This is a genomic window from Stenotrophomonas sp. STEN054 (genome assembly GCF_056854535.1).
Genome location: NZ_JBXFWG010000039.1, coordinates 19,780 through 40,923, shown reverse-complemented (window position 1 = coordinate 40,923; position 21,144 = coordinate 19,780). Strand labels below are relative to the sequence as shown.

The following is a 21,144-nucleotide window of genomic DNA, read 5'->3' as shown; positions in this document are numbered from 1 at the left end:
AATTAGCGCTGTGGAACCACCCGATCCCATCCCGAACTCGGAAGTGAAACGCAGCTGCGCCGATGGTAGTGTGGCTCAAGCCATGCGAGAGTAGGTCATCGCCAGGGTTTATACCCAAAAACCCCGCTGCTCACGCAGCGGGGTTTTTCTTTGCGCGTGGACAATCACGCCTCGGGGGATTCTGCGCGTGCTTGGTGGTGCCGGCCAGCGGTGCCAACCAAGGTTGGCATCTACCAGTAGAGCCACGCCATGCGTGGCTGCACCGTATCCGCGCAACGCATGCAGCGAGGACAGTAATGCCGGAAGCTGGCCGGCACAGGCACAGGCACAGGCACAGGCACAGGCACAGGCGCGGCACCCGCGCCCGCGCCAGGCAAGGTGCCAACCGCGGTTGGCACCCACCCAAAGCACAAAGCAATAACCGGGCGCGTGGCCTCAGGCCAGCGCCATCTCCCGCGTTTCCTGCTGCCGGAACACCGCCACCGCTTCACTCAGCGTGCCCGCCTGCACCTGCAGTTCGCGTGCGGCGGCAGTGGCTTCCTCCACCAGGGCCGCGTTCTGCTGCGTCGCCTGGTCCATCTGCACCACCGTCTGGTTGATCTGTTCGATGCCGCTGGACTGCTCCTGCGACGCCGCCGAGATCTCCTGCATCAGCGCGCTCACGCTCTGCACGCCGCCGACAATGCCCTGCATGCGCTGGCCGGCATCGGCCACCAGCTGCGCGCCTTCGCCCACCTCGCGGCCGGCTTCGTCGATGAGCTTCTTGATCTCCTGAGCGGCCGCCGCCGAACGCTGGGCCAACACGCGGACCTCGCTGGCAACCACGGCGAAGCCGCGTCCCTGCTCACCGGCGCGGGCGGCCTCCACCGCGGCGTTCAGGGCCAGGATGTTGGTCTGGAACGCGATACCGTCGATGACACCGGTGATGTCACCAATGCGACGCGAGGCGGCTTCGATGGCCTGCATGGTGGTGACCACGCGCTGCATGGCCAGGTTGCCTTCGTTGGCCGCGCCCTGGGTGGTGCTGGCCAGGTCACTGGCCTGGCGGGCATGGCTGGCGTTCTGCCGCACGGTGGCGGTCAGTTCCTCCATCGACGCGGCAGTCTCCTGCAGGTGCGCGGCCTGGCGCTCACTGCGCTCGGACAATGCATCGTTGCCGGCGGTGATCTCGCTGGCAGCGCCGCGGATCGCGCCGGCACTGCGCTGGATGCGGCCGACCATAAGCGCCAGCTGGGTCGCCGTGGCATTGGCGTCGCGCTGGATGGCGGCAAACGCACCGTGGTACTCGCCTTCCATGCGCCGGTCGAGTTCACCGCGGGCGAGTGCGGCCAGCATCTGCCGAACCTCTTCCACCGTGCCGCCGACTGTAGCCATCAACTGGTTGATGCCACCGGTCAGGCCGTCCAGGAAGCTGGCGCCCTCACTGGCCTGCAGCCGCTGGTCCAGATCGCCGGCCGCCGCCGCTGCGACGATGCCGGCCACTGAATTCTCCAGCGCCAGCTCATGCGTGCGGTCATGCCACTCCACGGCAAACCCCAGGCGCATGCCCTGCGCATCGAACACCGGGGTGACCACCTGGGCGAAGTGTACCGGGCCGATCTGGATCTTGCCGTTATGGGCGACCTGCAGCGTGTTGAGGATGCCGCGGATGCGGTCGGGGTTGGCGTGGAAACGATGGATGCTGCTGCCGACCAGCTTTTCGGCATCGAAATCGGGGAAGGCCTGGCGCAGGTTCGCCTGCTGGTTGCGCAGCAGGGCCACCACCGAACGGTTTACGTAACGGATCACGTGGTCGTTGTCGGCGATCATCATTGCCGTACGCGAAACATCCAGCGCCTGGCGGACCTGTGCGTTGTCGGCATGACCCTGCGCCTGGCGTTCGCGCTGCGCCTGCACGTGGCGGGCGGTGTCGGCCAGGGCGTGGGCCAGGGAGCCTGCGGCGTAATCCTGCACGTTGCCGTGTGCGGACAGGTCGGCGCCGGTGGCGATATCGCGGGCGAGGGCGGCCAGCCGCTGCGGGCCGTGGCCCAACGCCTCACTCTGCTGGCGCAGGCGTGCGGCGGTCTGTCCGAGCACGGCCGCAAGCGCGGCCAGCGCCGCCGTGTGCAGCACGGCCGGCAGTACCGCGGCGCCCTGCACCAGCGGCAGCAGCAGGGCGATCACCCCGACCGCGCCGGCCAGCCACAGTGGCAGGCGGTGGCGATGACCCAGCAGGACCCCCAGCAGCACGGCAATCGGCAATGCCGGGCCGAGGCCACCCAGGTGGCAGAGCAGGCAGAGCTGGATGCCGACGAGCACGGCCAGGCCATTGCGGGCCAGCGGCGTGCCGGCCTGCGGGCCGCCCAGCCACGCGGCAGGCAGCACGGCGGATGCCGCCAGCGCGGCTAGCAACCCGCCTTGGCCGCCGACGGCAAGGCCAAGCCCCAGCAGGGCCATGACTGCGCTGCCTAGCAGCAGGCGGCGGTCACCGCGTCGTGCAAGCTGTTGCAGGTAGGGAAGGCGGCCCTGGTCGGGCGGACGGGGGGATGCAATGGACATCAGCGACTCCTGGATCAACGGACGGCAACGGCCCCGCAAACCGGCACGCGCGACGGCGGGACGGTGGCAGGGCCAGGATTGCGAAAGGGGGAAGTGGAGCGGGCAGGCACCGGGGCCACGTCCTGTGGGCGGTGGTGCGGACAGAAAGGCATGCGGGCTTCCTTGCAGGACCACGAACAGCCGCAGGCCCGACCGGGCCCGCGTGAGGCGGGCGCAGGTGCCCGCAACTGTTCTATCGGCCGCGCGCGCGCGGAGTGAAGCACGCGTGAAGGTTGCCGCTCAGCTCCGGTTGCGTTGAAGCGGCCTGATCAAGCGGCAAGGAAGCCGTTGATGACCTCGGCGATCTGCGCTGGCTGTTCCATGTGCAGATGGTGGTTGCCCGGGAACACGGCCAGGCGGCCGTCGCGCAGGTGCTGCAGGCGCTGGCTGCGCCCCGGCTCGGGATAGTAGGACTGCGCCGGCGTGGCGTAGATCACCTGGGTGGGGCAGGCGATGGCCTGCAGCACGTTGTCGATCTGCCCTTCGCTGAGGCGGATGGCGGTGGGCAGCATCAGGCGCGGATCGCTGCACCAGCGGTAGCCGCCTTCCACCGGTTCGACGCCGCGCTCGACCAGCAGGCGGGCGCAGCCTTCGCTGAGCTGGTTGGTCATCATCCGCGCGCGGATGGGCGCGGCCAGTTCGGGGAACACGCGCAGCTGCTTGCGGGTCAGGGCGCGGGTGGCGTTCACATGCTCGCGCAGGCGATCGGCGGTTTCTTCTTCCGGTCCACGCAGGCCACCCAGCGCCTCGATGGCGATCAACCGCTCGACGCGATCACTGACCGCGGCAGTGAGGCTGGCGATGCCGGCGCCCATCGAATGGCCCATCAGGGTGAAGCGGTCCCAGCCCAGCGCGTCAGCCACATCAAGCACGTGGGTAATCGCTGCCGGTGTGGTGTAGACCGCGCCGGCCGGCAGGTGGGCGCTGTGGCCGTGGCCGGGCAGGTCGATGGCCACCAGCGCCACCTCGGCCAAGTGTGGCGCCAGCGGTACGAAGCTGGCGGCGTTGTCCAGCCAGCCATGCAGGGCCAGCACGCGGGTGCCATCGGCAGAGCCGCCGCGCAGGCCCGCCACGCGCGCGCCGGCCACGTCCATCGCGAACGGTTGCAGGCTCACGCCAGCGATGCCACGGCGAGGCGTGCCAGGGCACGGGCATGCTCGGGTTCGGCATTGAGGCAGGGGATGTAGCGCATCTGCGCACCACGCTCGGCCAGCGTTTCGGTGAAGCCCATCGCCACTTCTTCCAGCGTCTCCAGGCAGTCGGTGGCAAAGCCCGGGCAGACCACGTCGATCTGCTTCACACCCGATTCGGCCAGCGCCCACAGGCTGGGTTCGGCATAAGGCTGCAGCCAGCGTTCGCGGCCGAAGCGCGACTGGTAGCCGAGCTGCCACTCATCGGCAGCCAGACCCAGTGCCTTGGCGATGGCCTGCGCGCTGGCCTCGCAGCGCTGCGGGTACGGATCGCCGGCATCAGCCAGGCGCTGCGGAATGCCGTGGAAGGAAAACATCAGCTTCTGGCCGCGGCCGTGCTGCTGCCAGTAGCGCTGGATCGAGCCGGCAACCGCAGCGACCCAGTCCGGGTCGACCGAGTAATCCTGCACCAGGCTGATGGTGATGCCGGGATGGCGCCGCTGCCAGTCATCCACGCGGTCCTCGATCGAGGCGGTGGTGGTGGTCGAATACTGCGGGTACAGGGGCAGCACGACGATGCGGCGCACGCCTTCGGCGGCCAGGCGGTCGAGCTCGGCGGTGAGCGCAGGTGCGCCGTAGCGCATGGCATGGCGCACCCGCAGGCTGGGCAGCAGGGCCTGCATGGCCTCGGCCAGGCGGCGGGTATGCACCATCAGCGGCGAGCCTTCCGGCAGCCACACCTGGGCGTACTTCGCCGCTGAACGGCCACTGCGCAGCGGCAGGATGAGCCCGCGCAGCAACGGCTGCCAGAGCAGCGCCGGAATCGAGACCACGCGCGGGTCGGAGAGGAATTCAGCCAGGTAACGACGGACGGCGGGGGCCGTCGGCGTCTCGGGCGTGCCTAGGTTGACCGCCAGCACGGCGGTATCGGGTGCGTCGAGCATGAGGGCTATTGTCGCCGATCCGGTGCCGCGCCGGGATGCAGGGTTTGAATCCTATCGATGCAGGGCGTCTATCCGGATCGGACGCGCTCATTGGATATTCATCACAACGCCACTAATTTCAGTCACTTGCTATATCTTCCTATGGACTGACTTCTGGAGCCCGCCATGCGTCGCCCGATCCAAGCCCTGCTGATCGCCGCCAGCCTGCTGTCCAGCCAGGCCATGGCCGGACCGCAGGAAGACCAGCGCGCCCGCAACGCGGTGCGTGTGCTGGCTGAAATCCAGGAAATTCCCGAACAGGGCATTCCGGACAAGTTGCTCGACGAAGGCCGCGCGGTCATCGTCATTCCCGACACGATCAAGGCCGGTCTGGTCATCGGCGGTCGCCGTGGCCATGGTCTGATGTCGGTGCGTATGCCCAATGGCGCCTGGTCCAACCCGGTGTTCATCAAGCTCACCGGCGGCAGCATCGGCTTCCAGGCCGGCGTGCAGTCTTCCGACGTGGTGCTGGTGTTCCGTAACGACCGCAGCCTCGACAATCTGGTCAACGGCAAGTTCACCTTGGGCGCCGATGCCGGCGTGGCCGCCGGTCCGGTGGGCCGCAATGCCGCCGCCGCCACCGATGGCCAGCTGAAGGCCGAGATCTGGTCGTGGTCGCGTGCCCGCGGCCTGTTCGCCGGCGTCGCCCTGGATGGCGCGGTGCTGCAGATCGACGATGCCGCCAACCTCGACGCCTACGGCAGCAACACTACGCCGCGGATGATCTTCGAGGGGCGAGCGGCCGGCTCGCCGTCGATGGACGTCGTCGCCTTCCGTGACCGCCTGGAAGAAGCCACCTACGCCGCGCGCAACAACCGCACCGGCAACGGTGGCACTGCCAGCGCACCGCCGCCGCCGGCCCAGGCGCCTGTTCAGGCACCGGCCGCGGCCCCGGCCGAAGCGACCACCGCGCCGCTGCAGAACATGCCGCAGAACCCGCCACCGGCACAGCAGGGTTTCCAGCCGGTCGGCGACGGTGAGATCCGTACCGAGACGCTGGGCGGCAACTGACTTTCGTCACGCGCGCCGGCTTACAGCCGGTGCGCTATGCTCGACAGCCTGATCACAACGTAACGAGTGTCTTTATGGGCAGTTTGAGCATCTGGCATTGGTTGATTGTCCTGGCCGTAGTTCTGTTGGTGTTCGGCACCAAGCGGCTGACCAGTGGTGCCAAGGACCTCGGCTCGGCGGTGAAGGAATTCAAGAAGGGCATGCGCGACGACGACAAGCCGTCGGCGCAGCTGGGCGACGAGTCGCGCAGCCAGGACGCCTCGCGCACGGCGCAGGACGAGCACGACCGCAACGCGCGTTGATCCGGAGCGGTTGCGGTGTTTGACATTGGTTTCAGCGAACTGCTTGTGATCGCGGTGGTCGCTTTGGTGGTGCTCGGTCCCGAGCGCCTGCCCAAGGCAGCCCGCTTCGCCGGCCTGTGGGTGCGTCGCGCCCGCAACCAGTGGGACTCGGTGAAGCAGGAGCTGGAGCGCGAGCTGCAGGCCGAGGAGATCAAGCGGCAGATGCAGGACGTGCGGCAGAGCATGCAGGACACCGAGAGCCAGCTGCGCGCCAGCGGCGAAGCGATGCGGCGCGAGGCAGCGCAGGCGCAGCAGCAGGGCGATGACCTGGCCCAGGAAGTGCGCGCGCCTGCCCCGGCGCAGACGCCGCCGCACCTGGCCGATGATGTCCCGGCCCCCGCGGCGGCGCAGGATGCCGTTTCAGCAACCGATGCCCCTGTGCAGCCGGCCGCTACCGCGCCTGCTGACACCCCCGTGGCCGATGCACCCGTTCCGCCGGAGCGCCAGCCATGAGCGACCATGATTTCGGTGAAAGCTCGCTGGTCGAGCACCTGGTCGAACTGCGCGCGCGGCTGATCCGCGGGCTGCTCGGTTTCGGCGTGGTGCTGCTGGGCCTGCTGCCGTTCACCCAGAAGCTGTACAACGCGCTGGCCGAACCGCTGGTGTCGCAGCTGCCGAACGGGCAGACGATGATCGCCACCAACCCGGCCGGTGCGTTCTTCGCGCCGCTGAAGCTGACCTGCTTCGTGGCCCTCTTCGTGGCCGTGCCGTGGCTGCTGTACCAGCTGTGGGCGTTCGTCGCCCCGGGCCTGTATGCGCGCGAGAAGCGCCTGGCGGTGCCGCTGCTGGTGTCGTCGGTGCTGCTGTTCTACACCGGCTGCGCGTTCGCCTACTTCCTGGTGCTGCCGGCGGTGTTCCACTTCCTCACCACCTTCAGCCCGGAAGTGATCGCGATCACCCCGGATGCGAACGCCTACCTGGATTTCGTGCTGGCGATCTTCTTCGCTTTCGGCGGCAGCTTCGAGCTGCCGGTGGCGATGGTGATCCTGGTGCTGCTGGGCTGGGTGACGCCGCAGCAGTTCAAGGAAGGCCGCGGCTACGCGGTGGTCGGCATCTTCGTTCTTGCTGCCGTGCTGACCCCGCCGGACGTGGTCTCGCAGCTGATGCTGGCGATCCCGATGTGCCTGCTTTACGAGCTGGGCATCCACGCCGCACGCTGGCTGGTGCCGTCTTCCGCAGTGAAGAAGCCCGCCGCCTGATACGGGAACGCCGGGCATGGCCCGGCGCTACCGTTGAGCGACAGGTCAGGCGTGGAAGACGTCGTTCTGCGGCGGGGTGGCCGGCACCGGCGGTGCGGCGCGGTTGCCGCGGTGGACGAACATCTGCTTCCAGGCGGCATAGACCGCGCCGACATACAGCGGCATCACCACCGTGGTCAGCACCAGCTGGGCGATGAAGGCCGCCGCCAGCGGGCCGCCGATCAGCATCGCGATCTGGATGACGATGACGAACAGGATGTAACCGCAGAACGCGGCGATCAGGCCCAGCACCGCGAACACGATCATCGCCACGATGTTCTCTACGCAGCCCTGCAGGCTCAGGCGCAGCGCGTGCATGCCGCTCTGCTTGTCAAACACCACCAGCGCCGGCTGGGTGAACATCGCCAGCGACAGGCCCACCGCGGTAACGAACACCAGGAACAGCCACAGCGCGATGCGCTTGGCCGGCAGGTTGGCCACCAGGTTCGCCGCATCATCCGGACTGATCTGCTGGCCGCTGCGGCTGATCTGCTCCATCCTGGTCATGACCTCGCTGAAGGCGGCAAAGCCTTCGCGGCCGATCATCAGGAACAGCAGCACGCCCAGCAGCAGCACCGCCAGCACCTGGATGGCCAGCGGCACCAGCAGGTGGCTGACGCGGTGGTCGCGGATCGGCTGCAGCAGGTGCGAGGCCAGGCCGGGACGGCCCTCGTCGATCTCGCCCATCGCGTACAGCATGCCGCCGAACATCACCGGCGAAATGGCCAGGGTCATCAACTGCACGGCCAGGCCTGCGGCACCCGGGATCAAGGTCGACAGCAGGGTGACCACCCAGCTGACCACCAGCCAGGTGAGGCCGATCCGGGCCAGCTGCAGCGGCGCACGCCGGTACAGCGAGAACGTATCCAGCAACCACTGGGCGCCCGCCGAAGCCGGCAGCTTGCGAATCTCTTTCATGGACATCCGGGAAGGGACAGAAGGGGGCCGGGCGGGTGCCCGTGCCGCCGATTATCCCTGTTTTGCGACCGGCTGGGCTGAAGACTGGCGGGCCTGGCGGACGAAGCGCCGCAGCAGCTGGCGGGCCAGGGGCGCGGCGCTGACCGCGCGCTCGATGCTGCGCGCGCAGCCGCCGTGGCGGCCGATGCAGTCGGCGCGCGCACGGATGTAACCACGCATGTGGTGGGTGGCGAATTCAGGGTGGAACTGCACGCCCCAGGCCTGGCGGCCCCAGCGGAAGGCGTGGCAGCCATCCAGCGGCGAGCGCGCCAGCACCGCGGCACCCTCGGGCGCGCGCAGCACGGTCTGCATATGGGTGGCGTGGGCCGGGAAGTGGCTGGGCAGGCCGCCGAACAGCGGATCCTCGGCGGCGGCCGGGTCCAGCGCCAGTTCGATCGTGCCCGACTCGCGCCCGGCCGGGTTGTAGGCCACCTCACCGCCGAGCGCGTGCGCCAGCAGCTGGTGGCCGTAGCAGATGCCGAACACCGGCACGCCGTCGTAGGCGACCTGGCGCAGCCACGCCGCGCTGCGCTCGCTCCATTCGGCGTGGTCGGTGACGTAGGCGGCCGAGCCGGTCACCAGTACGCCGGCGAAGCCGCAGGCGTCGGGCAGGTGGCCGCCGTGTTCGACGTCGACCACCACGGTCTCGTGTTCTTCCAGCCCGGCGGCGACGCGGATCCAGTGCGGAAAACGGCCGTAGCGCCGCAGCGACGGCACCGGGCGGCCGGTTTCAAGGATCAGGAACGGTGCTGGATTCATCCGGGGGCGGCAGGACTGACAGGACTTCCTCGATTGTAGTCAGCCCCTGCGCCACCTTTTCAAGCCCCGCCTGGCGCAGGCTTCGCAGTCCTTCAGCCTGTGCGGCACGGCCGAAAGCGGCCAGATCCATGTCCGCGCGGATCAGCCTGCGCAGCCGCGAGCCCAATGGCAGCAACTCATACAGGCCGATGCGGCCGAGGAAACCGGTGCGCCGGCACTCCAGGCAACCGACCGGCCGACAGGGCGTGGCGGCATCTGGATATGCAGCATGGCTATCAGCCAGCACCGCCCAATCGGACGCGCCGAGGGTGTGCGGCTGCTTGCAGTGCGGGCACAGGGTGCGGACCAGGCGCTGGGCGAGGATGCCGTTGATGGTGCTGGCCAGCAGGTAGTGCGGCACGCCGATGTCGAGCAGGCGGGTGATGGCCGAGGCCGCATCGTTGGTGTGCAGGGTGGACAGCACCAGATGGCCGGTCAGCGAGGCCTGCACCGCCATCTGTGCGGTCTCCAGGTCGCGGATCTCACCGATCATGATGATGTCCGGGTCCTGTCGCAGCAGGGTGCGCACGCCGCTGGCGAAGTCCAGGTCGATGTTGACCTGCACCTGCATCTGGTTGAACTCCGGCGAGATCATCTCGATGGGGTCCTCCACCGTGCATACGTTCACGTCCGGCGTAGCCAGCCGCTTCAGGGTGGAATACAGGGTGGTGGTCTTGCCCGAACCGGTCGGGCCGGTGACCAGCACGATGCCGTGCGGGCGCTCGACGAGCGCATTCCAGCCGGCGGCCTCCTGCGGACTGAAACCGAGCTGGTCGATGCTCTTGAAGGCGGCATCCGGGTCGAAGATGCGCATCACGCACTTCTCGCCGAAGGCGGTGGGCATGGTCGACAGGCGCATCTCGACCTCGCGGCCGCCCGGCGAACGGGTCTTGATGCGGCCATCCTGCGGGCGCCGGCGTTCGGCCAGGTCCATGCGGCCGAGCACCTTGATGCGGCTGACCACGGCGGTCATCACCGCCGGCGGCACCTCGAACACCTTGTGCAGCACGCCATCGATGCGGAAGCGCATGCGCCCCATCTCGCGGCGCGGCTCCAGGTGGATGTCCGAGGCGCGTTGTTCATAGGCGTACTGCAGCAGCCAGTCGACGATGTGGACGATGTGCTGGTCGTCGGCGTTGACGTCACCGGCCCGGCCTAGCTCGACCAGCTGCTCGAAGCTGGGCAGAGTCGTGTTGGCTTCGCCGCGCACGTCGCCGCGGGCCCCGCGCACCGAGCGGGTGACCCCGAAGAACTCCATGGTGTAGCGGTGCAGGTCCAGCGGGTTGACCATCGCCAGCTCGATCTGGCGCCGGGTCAGGTGCTGCAGGTCGCGGCGCCATTCCTGCGCCAGCGGTTCGCTGGTGGCCACCAGCACGCGTTCGGCGTCGACCGCCAGCGGCAGGAAACGGTGGCGGCGTGCATAGGCGTGCGAGGCCACGGCGGTGACCGAGGCGACGTCGACGCGGGTCGGGTCGATGCGCAGGTAGCGGCAGCCGGTGCGCCGGGCCAGCCATTCGGTCAGCCGTTCCAGGCTCAGCTCGCCGCCCTCGCTGGCGGCCAGCTTGAGGTTGGACAGCAGCACCAGCGGGTGCACTTCGCTGGCGTTGCGCGCGCCCTGTGCGGAAAAGCGCACGCGGTCGCGGTCACGTTCGGCGATCAGGCCATCGGCCAGTGCGGCAGCGGCCACCTGCTCGAACTCCAGGCGCCCTGGTGGCAACGGGGCCGGTGCCCCGGGCGTGCCTGCCGGCAGCCGGTGTTCCATCTGCCTGCTCCTCCCGGGTACGGAATGCCCCGCAGGTCGGCCGTTATACTAGCGCACCCCTCTGCCGGCCAAGAATCGTCCGCATGTCCGCGAACCCGACCGTTCCGATCACCTTCCAGGGCCTGATCCAGACCCTGAACCAGTTCTGGGCCCAGCAGGGCTGCGTGCTCATCCAGCCGCTCGACCTGGAGGTGGGCGCCGGTACGTTCCACCCGGCCACCTTCCTGCGTGCGATCGGCCCGGAAGGCTGGAACGCGGCCTACGTGCAGCCGTCGCGCCGCCCGACCGACGGCCGCTACGGCGAGAACCCGAACCGCCTGCAGCGCTATTACCAGTACCAGGTGGCGATGAAGCCGGCACCGGACAACATCCAGCAGCTGTACCTGGATTCGCTGAAGGCGCTGGGCATCGACCCGCTGGTGCATGACCTGCGCTTCGTCGAGGACAACTGGGAATCGCCGACCCTGGGCGCCTGGGGCCTGGGCTGGGAAGTCTGGCTCAACGGCATGGAGGTGACCCAGTTCACCTACTTCCAGCAGGCCGGTGGCTTGGAATGCCGCCCGGTGCTGGGCGAGATCACCTACGGTCTCGAGCGCCTGTGCATGTACCTGCAGAACTGCGACAACGTCTACGACCTGGTCTGGACCTACGGCCCGGACGGCCAGCCGGTGACCTACGGCGACGTCTACCACCAGAACGAGGTGGAGCAGAGCACCTACAACTTCGAACACGCCGACGTGGAAGAAATGTTCCACCGCTTCGACGCGTGCGAGCGCGAGGCGCAGAAGCTGGTGGAAGTGAACCTGCCGCTGCCGGCCTACGAACAGGTGATGAAGGCCAGCCATACCTTCAACCTGCTCGATGCGCGCCGCGCGATCAGCGTGACCGAACGCCAGCGCTACATCCTGCGCGTGCGCGCGCTGGCCCAGGCGGTGGCCAAGGCCTACTACGAGCAGCGCGAGAAGCTGGGCTTCCCGGGCGCGAAGCAGGCCTGACGGCCGCGCTGTTTTTCATCACCCCATTGCCCCGGGGCGCCGGCCGCGTCGCGCGCTGCGCCCCCACCACAGGATTGAAACGATGAGCCAACTGTCCCCCCTGCTGATCGAACTGGGCACCGAGGAGCTGCCGGTCAAGGCGCTGCCGGGCCTGGCCCAGGCCTTCTTCGATGGCGTTGTCGACGGCCTGCGCAAGCGTGGCGTCGAGCTGGAACTGGGCGATGCACGCCCGCTGTCGACTCCGCGCCGCCTGGCCGTGCTGCTGCCCGGCGTCGGCCTGGAACAGCCGGAACAGCGCAGCGAAGTGCTGGGCCCGTACCTGAACATCGCGCTGGACGCCGAAGGCCAGCCGACCAAGGCCCTGCGGGGCTTCGCCGCCAAGGCCGGGATCGACTGGACCGCGCTGGAGAAGACCAGCGACAACAAGGGTGAGCGCTTCGTGCACCGTGCGGTGAGCCCGGGTGCGCGCACCGCCGCGCTGCTGCCGGAGATCCTGCGCGAGGCCGTCGCTGCGATGCCGATCCCCAAGCCGATGCGCTGGGGCAACCACGACTGGGGCTTTGCCCGCCCGGCGCACTGGCTGGTGCTGCTGCACGGTGCCGACATCGTCGAGGCCGAGCTGTTTGGCCTGAAGGCCGACCGCATGAGCCGTGGCCACCGCTTCCACCATGACAAGACCGTGTGGCTGAGCCAGCCGCAGGATTACGTCGAATCGCTGCGTGCGGCCAAGGTGCTGGTCGATCCGGCCGAGCGCCGCGAGCGCATCGTCGCCGAAGTCGAGGCCGCTGCTGGCCAGGCCGGTGGCAGCGCCCGCATCACCGAGGACAACCTGGAGCAGGTGGTGAACCTGGTCGAGTGGCCGGCGGCGGTGCTGTGCAGCTTCGAGCGTGCGTTCCTGGCCGTGCCGCAGGAAGCGCTGATCGAGACGATGGAGATCAACCAGAAGTTCTTCCCGGTGCTGGATGACAGCGGCAAGCTGACCGAGAAGTTCATCGGCATCGCCAACATCGAATCGAAGGACGTGGCCGAAGTGGCCAAGGGCTACGAGCGCGTGATCCGTCCGCGCTTCGCCGATGCCAAGTTCTTCTTCGATGAAGACCTGAAGCAGGGCATTGAATCGATGGGCGACGGCCTGAAGACCGTGACCTACCAGGCCAAGCTGGGCAGCGTGGCCGACAAGGTGGCGCGCGTGTCGGCGCTGGCCGAAGTGATCGCGCCGCAGGTCGGTGCCGACCCGGTGCTGGCCAAGCGTGCCGCGCAGCTGGCCAAGAACGACCTGCAGTCGCGCATGGTCAACGAGTTCCCGGAGCTGCAGGGCATCGCCGGCCGCCACTACGCCGTGGCCGGTGGGCAATCGCCGGCGGTGGCGCTGGCCATCGACGAGGCCTACCAGCCGCGCTTCGGGGGCGATGACATCGCGCTGTCGGCACTGGGCAAGGTGCTGGCGATCGCCGAGCGCGTGGACACCCTGGCCGGCGGTTTCGCCGCAGGCCTGAAGCCGACCGGCAACAAGGACCCGTTCGCCCTGCGCCGCAACGCGCTGGGCCTGGCCCGCACGATCATCGAGAGCGGCTTCGAGCTGGACCTGCGCGCGTTGCTGGCCAGCGCCAACGCCGGCCTGGCCGCGCGCAACGCGCAGGCCGACGTGGGCGAGCTGTACGACTTCATCCTCGACCGCCTGAAGGGCTACTACAGCGACAAGGGCGTGCCGGCCACGCACTTCAACGCGGTGGCCGAGCTGAAGCCGGCTTCGCTGTATGACTTCGACCGTCGCCTGGACGCGATCGGCACCTTTGCCGCGCTTCCGGAAGCCGAGGCGCTGGCCGCGGCCAACAAGCGCATCCGCAACATCCTGCGCAAGGCCGAGGGCGAGATTCCGGGCCAGATCGATGCATCGCTGCTGCAGGAAGATGCCGAACGCGCGCTGGCCGAAGCGGTCACTGCGGCCATCGACGACACCGGCGCCAGCCTGCACCAGAAGGACTATGTGGCCGTGCTGGCGCGCCTGGCCCGCCTGCGTCCGCAGGTCGATGCGTTCTTCGATGGCGTGATGGTGAATGCCGAAGACCCGGCGCTGCGTGGCAACCGCCTGGCCCTGCTGACGATGCTGGGCGAGCGCCTGGGCAAGGTCGCGGCGATCGAGCATCTGTCGAGTTGATGGGGATGACCCATCCACCCAAGGCGTGGATGGGTTTGTAGCGCCGGGCCATGCCCGGCGGCGTTCCGCGGGACCGCGCTGCGCGCTCGCCGGGCGTGGCCCGGCGCTACCGATATCGTGCGGATAACGCGAACAAAGCTGCGTATTTTGACTGTCACTTAACAACCGATCCCCATTCGCGCGCTGCAGTTCGCATCGTCACGCGCGGTCGGTATGCTGTGCCGCATGCAGCCAAAGAAATACGCCCTCCCGCTGATGGTCCTGACCCTGGCCACCACTTCCGTGGCCCATGCGCGCGGCACCATCGACAAGGTGGACATCAAGGGATTGGACAAGGGCGACGACGCCGCGATCATCGAGAACATCCAGGAATCGCTGACGCTGTACGACACCATCGGCAAGGAACAGGGCGAGTCGCGGCTGGAATACCTGCTGTCGCAGGCCGAGCGGCAGACCCGCGAGGCGCTCGAACCGTTCGGTTACTACAACCCTGTGATCACCGTGGAAGCGCCCCGCCAGGACGAGCGCGTGCAGGTGCATATCCGGGTGGAGAAGGGCGAGCCGGTGCGCGTGCGCCGCGAGCACATCGACATCACCGGCCCTGCCATGTACGACCAGTACCTGCAGGATGACCTGGCCGCGTTCAAGCCGCGCAAGGGCCAGCGCTTCGAACACACCCAGTACGAAGCCAGCAAGATCACCATTACCCGGCGCCTGGCCGAGCGCGGCTACTTCGATGCTGATTACACGCAGCGCCAGGTGCAGGTGACCCGCGCCGAGAACGCTGCCGACATCGACCTGACCTGGGACAGCGGCCGTCGCTACAACATGGGCCCGGTGACCTTCGAGCAGGATTACTTCGTCGACAAGCTGTTCGACCCGCTGGTGTACTGGGAGCAGGGCAGCTACTTCCACGAAGGCAAGCTGGACCGCCTGCGCGAGTCGCTGACCAAGCTCGACTACTTCAGCCTGATCGACATCCAGCCACGGCCCGACCAGGCCGACGAGAACGGCGAAGTGCCGGTGGACGTGAAGCTGACCCGGGCCAAGCGCACCATCTATACCTCCGGCCTGAGCTACGGCAGCGAGAGCGGCGCGGGTGTGCGCGGTGGCGTCGAGCGGCGCTACGTGAACAGCCGCGGCCACAAGATGAACACCCAGCTGGACTATGCGCAGAAGCGCAAGAGCCTGACCAGCACCTACCGCGTGCCGGCGTTCAAGTGGCTCGACGGCTGGTACGGCTTCACCGCCAGTGCCTACGATGAGCAGACCGATTACATCGACCTGCGCAACTTCAAGCTGATCGCCAGTCGCAGCGGGCAGATCAACGAGCACTGGACCGCCATCGCCTCGATGAACGCCCTGCGCGAGCGCTGGCGCTATGCCTCGGGCACCGAATTCACCAACGCGGTCTACAACACCTCGACCCTGCTCTACCCGCAGCTGGTGGCCGACTACGTCAACGTCGACGATCCGCTGTTCCCGCGCAGCGGCGTCAGCGGCACCGCCACCCTGCGCGGCGGCATCGAGGGCGCCGGTTCGGATACCAGCTTCGTGCAGGCCAACGCCGTGCTGCGCTGGTACATCCCGGTGGGGCAGAGCGACCGCTTGATCCTGCGCGGCGAAGGTGGCACCACCTGGACCAGCGACCTGGTCGCGATGCCGCCGAGTCTGCGCTACTTCGCCGGTGGTGACCGCAGCATCCGCGGCTACGCCTTCCGTGAGGTGGGCCCGCGTACGCCGGCGCCGGACAAGTATGCGCTGGGTGCGAAGAATCTGGTGGTCGGTTCGGCGGAGTACGAGCATTACTTCAAGGGCGGCCCGTGGGGTGCGGCGGTCTTCGTCGACACCGGCAGCGCGTTCGACAACACCATCGACCTGCACACCGGCGTGGGCTTCGGCGTGCGCTGGAAATCGCCGGTGGGCCCGGTGCGCGTGGACATCGCGCACGGCCTGAACAACCCGGATTCGCAGTTCCAGCTGTACCTGAACATCGGAGCGGACCTGTGAGCGCGCAAACCCCGGATACCCACACCCCGCCGCCGCCGCGCGTGCGCTTCTACCGCCGCCGCCGTTTCTGGGCGTGGTCGGGCGTAAGCGTGATCGGCCTGGTGCTGCTGGCGTTGCTGGCCGTGTACTGGCTGCTGCAGACCGTGGCCGGCCGTGATGTGCTGCTGGCGCAGGTGGTAGCGCGGCTGCCGGTGGGTGCCAGCTTCACCTGGGACAAGGCGGACGGCCCGGTGGCCGGCCCGCTGACCCTGTACAACGTCGATTTCCGCTACGACGACATCCACTTCCACGCCGAGCGCGCGCACCTGGAGCCGGACCTGCGCCCGCTGCTGGGCCGCAAGCTGCTGCTGGACAAGCTGGAACTGACCAACGCCACGCTCAACCTGGCCAAGAGCGATGAGCCGTTCAAGCTGCCGTCGTGGCCCGATTCGCTACCGCAGATCGAGATGCCGCTGGCGATCCAGGCCGATGTCATCGCCATCGACGGATTCCGCATCAGCCAGGGCAACGAACCGGTGATCGACATCGCCCGCGTACGTGGCGGCATCGAGATCGCCAACGGCGAGTTCCAGGCGCACAAGCTTGTCGTGGACAGCGACATGGGCGATTTCACCGCCCAGGGCCGCTACATCCCGGCCAAGGATTACGACACCGACGTGACCGTGACCGCCGTGCTGCCGGCACCGCGCGGGCGCACCGCTGCCACGCTGGGCCTGGTCGCGCGCGGCGACCTCGCGCACATGGAAGTGGCCGTGGCCGGCCGTGCACCGCAGCCGCTGAAGGCGATGCTGGTGTTCGACGGCCGCACCGACCCGACCTGGAATGCCACGGTCCGCAGCGACGAACTGGACCTGGCGCTGCTGTCGCCGGCGCTGGCGACCTCGGGCATCGCGCCGCTGGCGCTGGATTTCACCGCCTCGGGCAAGGGCGGCAACGCCAACCTGCATGGGCGGGTGAAGCAGGGTAAGCAGGAACTGGAACTGGCACCGTCGGTGGTTTCGCTGCAGGACCAGGTGCTGAAGGTCTCGCCGCTGGTGGTGAAGGGTCTGGGCGGCGAAGCACGCCTGGAAGGCATCGCCGATTTCAGCCAGGAAGACCAGCAGAAGCTCGATTTCTCGGTGATCGCGCAGAACCTGACCTGGGTGCCGGCGCCGGACCCGAACACTGCCGGCAGCGCACCGGTGCCGGTGACCCTGAAGGAAGCACGCTTCGGCCTGGCCGGTACGCTGCAGGCCTGGGCCGCGATTGGCCGCGCCGACGTGCAGCGCGAGCAGCAGAAAGCGCAGCTGCGCTTCGATGTGCGTGGCAACGACACGGCCGCGCAGATCCACCAGCTGCAGGCGCAGACCCCGGGCGGCCAGCTTCAGGTGGAGGGCCAGGTGGCCTGGTCGCCACAGCTGGACTGGGATGCCAAGGCCAGGCTGAAGGACTTCGATCCGGGCTATTTCGTGCCGGGCTGGAATGGCCGCCTGTCGGGCAATCTGGCCTCCAAGGGCCAGCAGCTGCCGCCGCCGGCCAATGCACCGGCCGGCACCGCCGGTACGCTGCAGGCGACGGTGGACCTGCCCTCGCTGAAGGGCACGTTGCGCCAGCGCAATGTCGATGCGCGAGGCAAGTTCGCCCTGCAGGGCGAGCAGGGCGAGGGGGAGCTGAAGCTTGCCGTGGGCAGCAGCCGGGTGACCGCGTCGGGCAAGGTCGGTGATCGCCTGGACATCGATGCACGCTTCGAGCCGCTGCAGCTGAGCGACCTGCTGCCCGGCGCCGATGGCGGCCTGCGCGGCCAGGTGCAGGTGAAGGGCCCCCGCGATGCGCCGGATATCACCGCCGACCTGGTCGGCAACAACCTCAACTGGGATGGCTATGGCGCCGAAAGCCTGAGCATCAAGGGCCACCTGCCGTGGCGTGGCGACAGCGGCACGCTGGCGGTGCAGGGCCAGCAGGTCAACGCCGGCATGCTGCTGGAGCGCTTGAATGTGGATGCACAGGGCAGCGTTTCCAACCTGCGCCTGGCCGCACAGACGCGCAACGAGATGGGCGCGGTCGACCTGCAGGGCAGCGTGCGCCAGCAGGGCACGCAGTGGCGCGGTGAACTGTCCGCGTTGCGCATCGCGCCGATGAAGGGCGACCCGTGGTCGCTGCGTGCACCGGCGGCCTTCGCCATCAACGGCGGCACCTACACGCTGTCCGAAGCCTGCCTGGCCACCACCGGCGGCGGCGCACTGTGCGCGCAGGCCAACTGGCCGCGCGAGGGCGTGGTGGTGCGCAGTGATGCGCTGCCGCTGGCGCTGGTGCAGCCGTGGCTGCCGCCGCAGTCCGGCCGCCGCATCTACCTGCGCGGCGATGTCAGCCTGGACGCGCAGATCCGTCCGCGCGCCAATGCCTGGGAAGGCCATGTGGAAGTGCGCTCGAAGGAAGGCGGCGTGCGCCTGGGCGAGCTGCGCAGCATCGGCACCGACAACACCCGCGGCGAACTGGTGCGCTACGACCAGTTCTCGCTGAAGCTGGACATGACCCCGGCCAGCATCAAGGGCTACCTGGGCATGGGCTTCCAGGGCAACGGCTTCGTCGATGCGAAGATGCAGACCGGCTGGGAAGCCAGCGCGCCGTTGAACGGCGAGCTCTATCTCAACATGTCGCGGCTGTACTGGCTGGAGCTGTTCTCGCCGGACATCGTGCGTCCCACTGGCCTGATCGAAGGCCACGTGAGCCTGCGTGGCACGCGTGGCCAGCCCTCGCTGGGCGGCGACGCGCAGTTGACCAACTTCAAGGGCGAATTCCCGGCGCTGGGGCTGACCTTCGACCAGGGCAAGGGTAGCTTCGTCGCCCAGCCCGATGGCTCGGCCAAGATCACCGCGCAGGCCAACTCGGGCAAGGGCACGCTGTATGTCGACGGCGGCCTGTCCTGGTTCGGCGATGCGCAGCCGCTGCAGCTGAAGATCCACGGTGAGAACGTGCTGGTGTCCAACACCAGCGAACTGCGCATCGTCGCCAACCCCGATCTCGACTTCACCCTGGCCAAGGCGGCGATGGAGCTGCGCGGTACGGTCAACGTGCCTGAGGCCGACATCGACCTGGAGCGGCTGGACCGCGGCACCTCGGTGTCCGAGGATGTGGTGGTGCTGGATCCGGCCGACCCGGAGGAATCACGCACCTCGCCGCTGGACATGGACCTGACCGTGAGCCTGGGCGACAAGGTGAAGATGACCGGCTTCGGCCTGAAGGGCGGACTGACCGGCAAGATGCAGGTCTGGGCCAAGCCCGGCCGCGAGATGACCGCCAACGGGGGGCTTGAGGTGAGCGGCCGCTACAAGGCCTATGGCCAGGACCTGACCATCACCCGCGGCAACCTCAACTGGAACTACAACGCCGTCTCCGATCCGCGCATCAACATCCGCGCCGAGCGCCGCATCGGTGATGTCACCGCCGGCATCGACGTGACCGGTCGCGCGCAGCAGCCGCGTGCCGACGTGTGGTCCGACCCGGCGATGTCGCAGTCCGAGGCACTGGCCTACCTGGTGCTGGGCCGTAGCCTGACCAATGCCAGCACCGACCAGACCCAGCAGGTCACTGCGGCCTCGGCGGCGTTGTCGGCCGGCAGCGGCCTGCTGGCTTCGCAGCTGGGCGCCAAGCTGGGCCTGGACGATGCCGGCGTGAGCCAGTCGCGCGCGCTGGGCGGTTCGGTGATTGGCTTCGGCAAGTACATCTCGCCCAAGCTGTACGTCGGCTACGGCGTGTCGATGGTCGGTGCCGGTTCGGTGCTGACCCTGAAGTACCTGCTGCGCCGCGGCTTCGACGTGGAAGTGGAGTCGAGCACAGTGGAAAACCGCGGCTCGCTGAACTGGCGTCGCGAGAAGTAGAGCCACGCCATGCGTGGCTGCGGCTAGCGGTTGAACCAGCGCAGCGCGTCGCGGTGGACGTGCAGGTCTTTCGCCCAGTAGACCAGGGCCATGACCAGCGCGGGCACGATCAGCACGATCGCCACCACCAGGCTGCCGGAGGGCGCGTCCTGCTCCGCTGAGCCGCAGCGCTGCAGGAAGCGCTGGCGGGCTATCCGCAGCACCGCACCGCTGGCGAAGACCAGCAGGACCAGCGAATCCACCGGAACCCCGGTCGTGAAACGCAGCGCCAGGTGGAACGCCCCCATCACCGCGGCGACTGCCAACGGAATGGTCAGGATGCGCACCCCCGGCAGGGCGGTGGCGACGTGCTCCGGCAGCGACTGCCAGCGGATGATCGCGCGCGTGACGTAAGACGTGAACCACAGCCCGGGAACCAGCAGCACGGCAGCGGCGATGATCAGCGCCGCGCGCTGGCCGCCATCCAGCACGCCATCCTCCGAGGCCGGCAGTGGCCAGCTGGCGACCACGGCCCAGGTGCAGATCAGCCCGAGGACCAGCGCGACCAGCAGGGCGCGCAGGCCACCGGCCTGCCAATGGATGGCATCCCCCTCGCGCCCGAAGCGCGACCAGAACGCGACCTGCCCGGCATCCAGGCCGCGTGGCACGCGCAAGTCATGCCAGTAGCCGAGCGCCGCCAGCAGGCTGATCGCCTGGCGCGCACGCGATGGCTGCAGGGTGCTGAGCAGGTTGCGCCAGGCCGGGCGATGTTCGCGCAGGCTGGGAAGCACATCGCTGCCGGGCACCAGCAGCGTTTCGCTGATGCCGAGGTAGCGGGTCGCCAGCGCCTGTGCACCGGCGGGCGACAGCAGCCAGTGCTGCTCGCAGCGACGCGCCACGGCATCCAGCCAGTGCAGGTCCATGCCCCGCACCGGGTCATCCCAGCCGAAACATTCGCTGAGCGTGTCGAAGGTGCTGCGCGGCAGCGCCGGTTCGTCGGTCACCAGCCGCTGCAGCACGGCGTCGCCGATGCGCTGCTTGCCGTGCAGTGACCACAGCTCGGGTTGCTGCTGCAGCGACTGCTGGAGCAGGGCGGTGTCGCCTTGGCCGGCCACCACGAGCAGCTGCGCGGCGACGCCCTCGGCGTCCACCGCATCGTTCGGTGCCTGCGTCGGGTGGTCTTCGGCGGCGCTGCATGCCCGCCCAGTTGCGCCAGCGCGGCCTGGCAGGCCTCGTGCAGCCGCTGGAACGCCAGCGGGTCATCTTCGGGCCGGGTGACCCGCAGCTGCCGCGCATAGGCGCGCTTGATGGCGCGTTCGTCGGCGTCGGCGTCCAGCCCCAGCAGCGC

The 21,144-nt window shown here is 68.6% G+C and carries 15 protein-coding genes and 1 rRNA gene; 9 read left to right on the top strand and 7 right to left on the bottom strand.

Features of this window, described 5'->3' with window-relative positions; genetic code table 11:
- Window positions 1-107: ribosomal RNA gene (gene rrf / locus AC1VXD_RS14845) — 5S ribosomal RNA — on the top strand; the annotation flags it as partial.
- A 328-nt stretch (window positions 108-435) separates the two neighbouring features.
- Here the strand turns inward: rrf and AC1VXD_RS14840 are convergent.
- From AC1VXD_RS14840 to hemH, 3 genes are all read right to left on the bottom strand, one after another.
- Window positions 436-2,538, bottom strand: a complete 2,103-nt coding sequence (locus AC1VXD_RS14840) for a methyl-accepting chemotaxis protein (RefSeq protein ID WP_482992687.1) — start codon at window positions 2,536-2,538, stop codon at window positions 436-438.
- A gap of 308 nt (window positions 2,539-2,846) precedes the next feature.
- Complete coding sequence (locus AC1VXD_RS14835; RefSeq protein WP_482992686.1) at window positions 2,847-3,692, bottom strand: alpha/beta fold hydrolase; 846 nt, start codon at window positions 3,690-3,692, stop codon at window positions 2,847-2,849.
- The gene (hemH, locus tag AC1VXD_RS14830; RefSeq protein ID WP_482992685.1) at window positions 3,689-4,651 is read right to left on the bottom strand and encodes a ferrochelatase; all 963 of its coding nucleotides are present in this window, start codon (window positions 4,649-4,651) and stop codon (window positions 3,689-3,691) included. The genes AC1VXD_RS14835 and hemH overlap by 4 nt, the downstream gene beginning before the upstream one ends.
- Before the next feature lie 165 nt (window positions 4,652-4,816).
- On the opposite strand from hemH, the gene AC1VXD_RS14825 reads away from it, so the two are divergent.
- The 4 genes from AC1VXD_RS14825 to tatC all read left to right on the top strand — a co-directional run bounded on the left by AC1VXD_RS14825 (window position 4,817) and on the right by tatC (window position 7,241).
- On the top strand, window positions 4,817-5,701 hold the full coding sequence (locus AC1VXD_RS14825) for a lipid-binding SYLF domain-containing protein (protein ID WP_482992684.1): 885 nt from the start codon (window positions 4,817-4,819) through the stop codon (window positions 5,699-5,701).
- Between the two features lie 74 nt (window positions 5,702-5,775).
- Window positions 5,776-6,003: a Sec-independent protein translocase subunit TatA gene (gene tatA, locus AC1VXD_RS14820; RefSeq protein WP_108770514.1), complete on the top strand. Its 228-nt coding sequence runs from the start codon at window positions 5,776-5,778 to the stop codon at window positions 6,001-6,003.
- A 15-nt stretch (window positions 6,004-6,018) separates the two neighbouring features.
- Entirely contained in the window at window positions 6,019-6,495 is a 477-nt protein-coding gene (tatB, locus tag AC1VXD_RS14815; RefSeq protein ID WP_482992683.1) for a Sec-independent protein translocase protein TatB, read from the top strand.
- On the top strand, window positions 6,492-7,241 hold the full coding sequence (tatC, locus tag AC1VXD_RS14810) for a twin-arginine translocase subunit TatC (protein ID WP_164075331.1): 750 nt from the start codon (window positions 6,492-6,494) through the stop codon (window positions 7,239-7,241). Before tatB ends, tatC begins: the two co-directional genes overlap by 4 nt.
- 45 nt (window positions 7,242-7,286) lie before the next feature.
- Here tatC and AC1VXD_RS14805 read toward each other — a convergent pair whose 3' ends face one another.
- Genes AC1VXD_RS14805 through AC1VXD_RS14795 form a run of 3 tightly spaced genes read right to left on the bottom strand, consistent with a single transcriptional unit; the run spans window position 7,287 to window position 10,797 of the window.
- Window positions 7,287-8,198 carry a BPSS1780 family membrane protein gene (locus AC1VXD_RS14805; RefSeq protein WP_482992682.1) on the bottom strand — a complete coding sequence of 304 codons (912 nt, stop codon included), beginning with the start codon at window positions 8,196-8,198 and terminating at the stop codon, window positions 7,287-7,289.
- A 51-nt stretch (window positions 8,199-8,249) separates the two neighbouring features.
- Complete coding sequence (locus AC1VXD_RS14800) at window positions 8,250-8,996, bottom strand: glutamine amidotransferase (RefSeq protein ID WP_482992681.1); 747 nt, start codon at window positions 8,994-8,996, stop codon at window positions 8,250-8,252.
- Complete coding sequence (locus AC1VXD_RS14795) at window positions 8,968-10,797, bottom strand: GspE/PulE family protein (protein WP_482992680.1); 1,830 nt, start codon at window positions 10,795-10,797, stop codon at window positions 8,968-8,970. The genes AC1VXD_RS14800 and AC1VXD_RS14795 overlap by 29 nt, the downstream gene beginning before the upstream one ends.
- Before the next feature lie 83 nt (window positions 10,798-10,880).
- On the opposite strand from AC1VXD_RS14795, the gene glyQ reads away from it, so the two are divergent.
- The 4 genes from glyQ (at window position 10,881) to AC1VXD_RS14775 (ending at window position 19,817) form a co-directional block, all read left to right on the top strand.
- The gene (glyQ, locus tag AC1VXD_RS14790; protein ID WP_482992679.1) at window positions 10,881-11,792 is read left to right on the top strand and encodes a glycine--tRNA ligase subunit alpha; all 912 of its coding nucleotides are present in this window, start codon (window positions 10,881-10,883) and stop codon (window positions 11,790-11,792) included.
- An 82-nt stretch (window positions 11,793-11,874) separates the two neighbouring features.
- Entirely contained in the window at window positions 11,875-13,950 is a 2,076-nt protein-coding gene (gene glyS, locus AC1VXD_RS14785) for a glycine--tRNA ligase subunit beta (RefSeq protein ID WP_482992678.1), read from the top strand.
- A gap of 213 nt (window positions 13,951-14,163) precedes the next feature.
- Window positions 14,164-15,960, top strand: a complete 1,797-nt coding sequence (locus tag AC1VXD_RS14780) for an autotransporter assembly complex protein TamA (RefSeq protein WP_482992677.1) — start codon at window positions 14,164-14,166, stop codon at window positions 15,958-15,960.
- Entirely contained in the window at window positions 15,957-19,817 is a 3,861-nt protein-coding gene (locus AC1VXD_RS14775; protein WP_482992676.1) for a translocation/assembly module TamB domain-containing protein, read from the top strand. The genes AC1VXD_RS14780 and AC1VXD_RS14775 overlap by 4 nt, the downstream gene beginning before the upstream one ends.
- A 23-nt stretch (window positions 19,818-19,840) precedes the next feature.
- On the opposite strand, the gene AC1VXD_RS14770 is transcribed toward AC1VXD_RS14775, so the two are convergent.
- Window positions 19,841-20,947 carry a hypothetical protein gene (locus AC1VXD_RS14770; protein ID WP_482992675.1) on the bottom strand — a complete coding sequence of 369 codons (1,107 nt, stop codon included), beginning with the start codon at window positions 20,945-20,947 and terminating at the stop codon, window positions 19,841-19,843.
- Between the last annotated feature and the right edge of the window lie 197 nt (window positions 20,948-21,144).

Coding starts and splice junctions, on each gene's coding strand:
- tatA (WP_108770514.1), top strand. CDS start 5,776: ATGGGCAGTTTGAGCATCTGGCATTGGTTGATTGTCCTGGCCGTAGTT.
- AC1VXD_RS14800 (WP_482992681.1), bottom strand. CDS start 8,996: ATGAATCCAGCACCGTTCCTGATCCTTGAAACCGGCCGCCCGGTGCCG.
- hemH (WP_482992685.1), bottom strand. CDS start 4,651: ATGCTCGACGCACCCGATACCGCCGTGCTGGCGGTCAACCTAGGCACG.
- AC1VXD_RS14840 (WP_482992687.1), bottom strand. CDS start 2,538: ATGTCCATTGCATCCCCCCGTCCGCCCGACCAGGGCCGCCTTCCCTAC.
- AC1VXD_RS14825 (WP_482992684.1), top strand. CDS start 4,817: ATGCGTCGCCCGATCCAAGCCCTGCTGATCGCCGCCAGCCTGCTGTCC.
- AC1VXD_RS14780 (WP_482992677.1), top strand. CDS start 14,164: ATGCTGTGCCGCATGCAGCCAAAGAAATACGCCCTCCCGCTGATGGTC.
- AC1VXD_RS14805 (WP_482992682.1), bottom strand. CDS start 8,198: ATGAAAGAGATTCGCAAGCTGCCGGCTTCGGCGGGCGCCCAGTGGTTG.
- glyS (WP_482992678.1), top strand. CDS start 11,875: ATGAGCCAACTGTCCCCCCTGCTGATCGAACTGGGCACCGAGGAGCTG.
- glyQ (WP_482992679.1), top strand. CDS start 10,881: ATGTCCGCGAACCCGACCGTTCCGATCACCTTCCAGGGCCTGATCCAG.
- AC1VXD_RS14795 (WP_482992680.1), bottom strand. CDS start 10,797: ATGGAACACCGGCTGCCGGCAGGCACGCCCGGGGCACCGGCCCCGTTG.
- tatC (WP_164075331.1), top strand. CDS start 6,492: ATGAGCGACCATGATTTCGGTGAAAGCTCGCTGGTCGAGCACCTGGTC.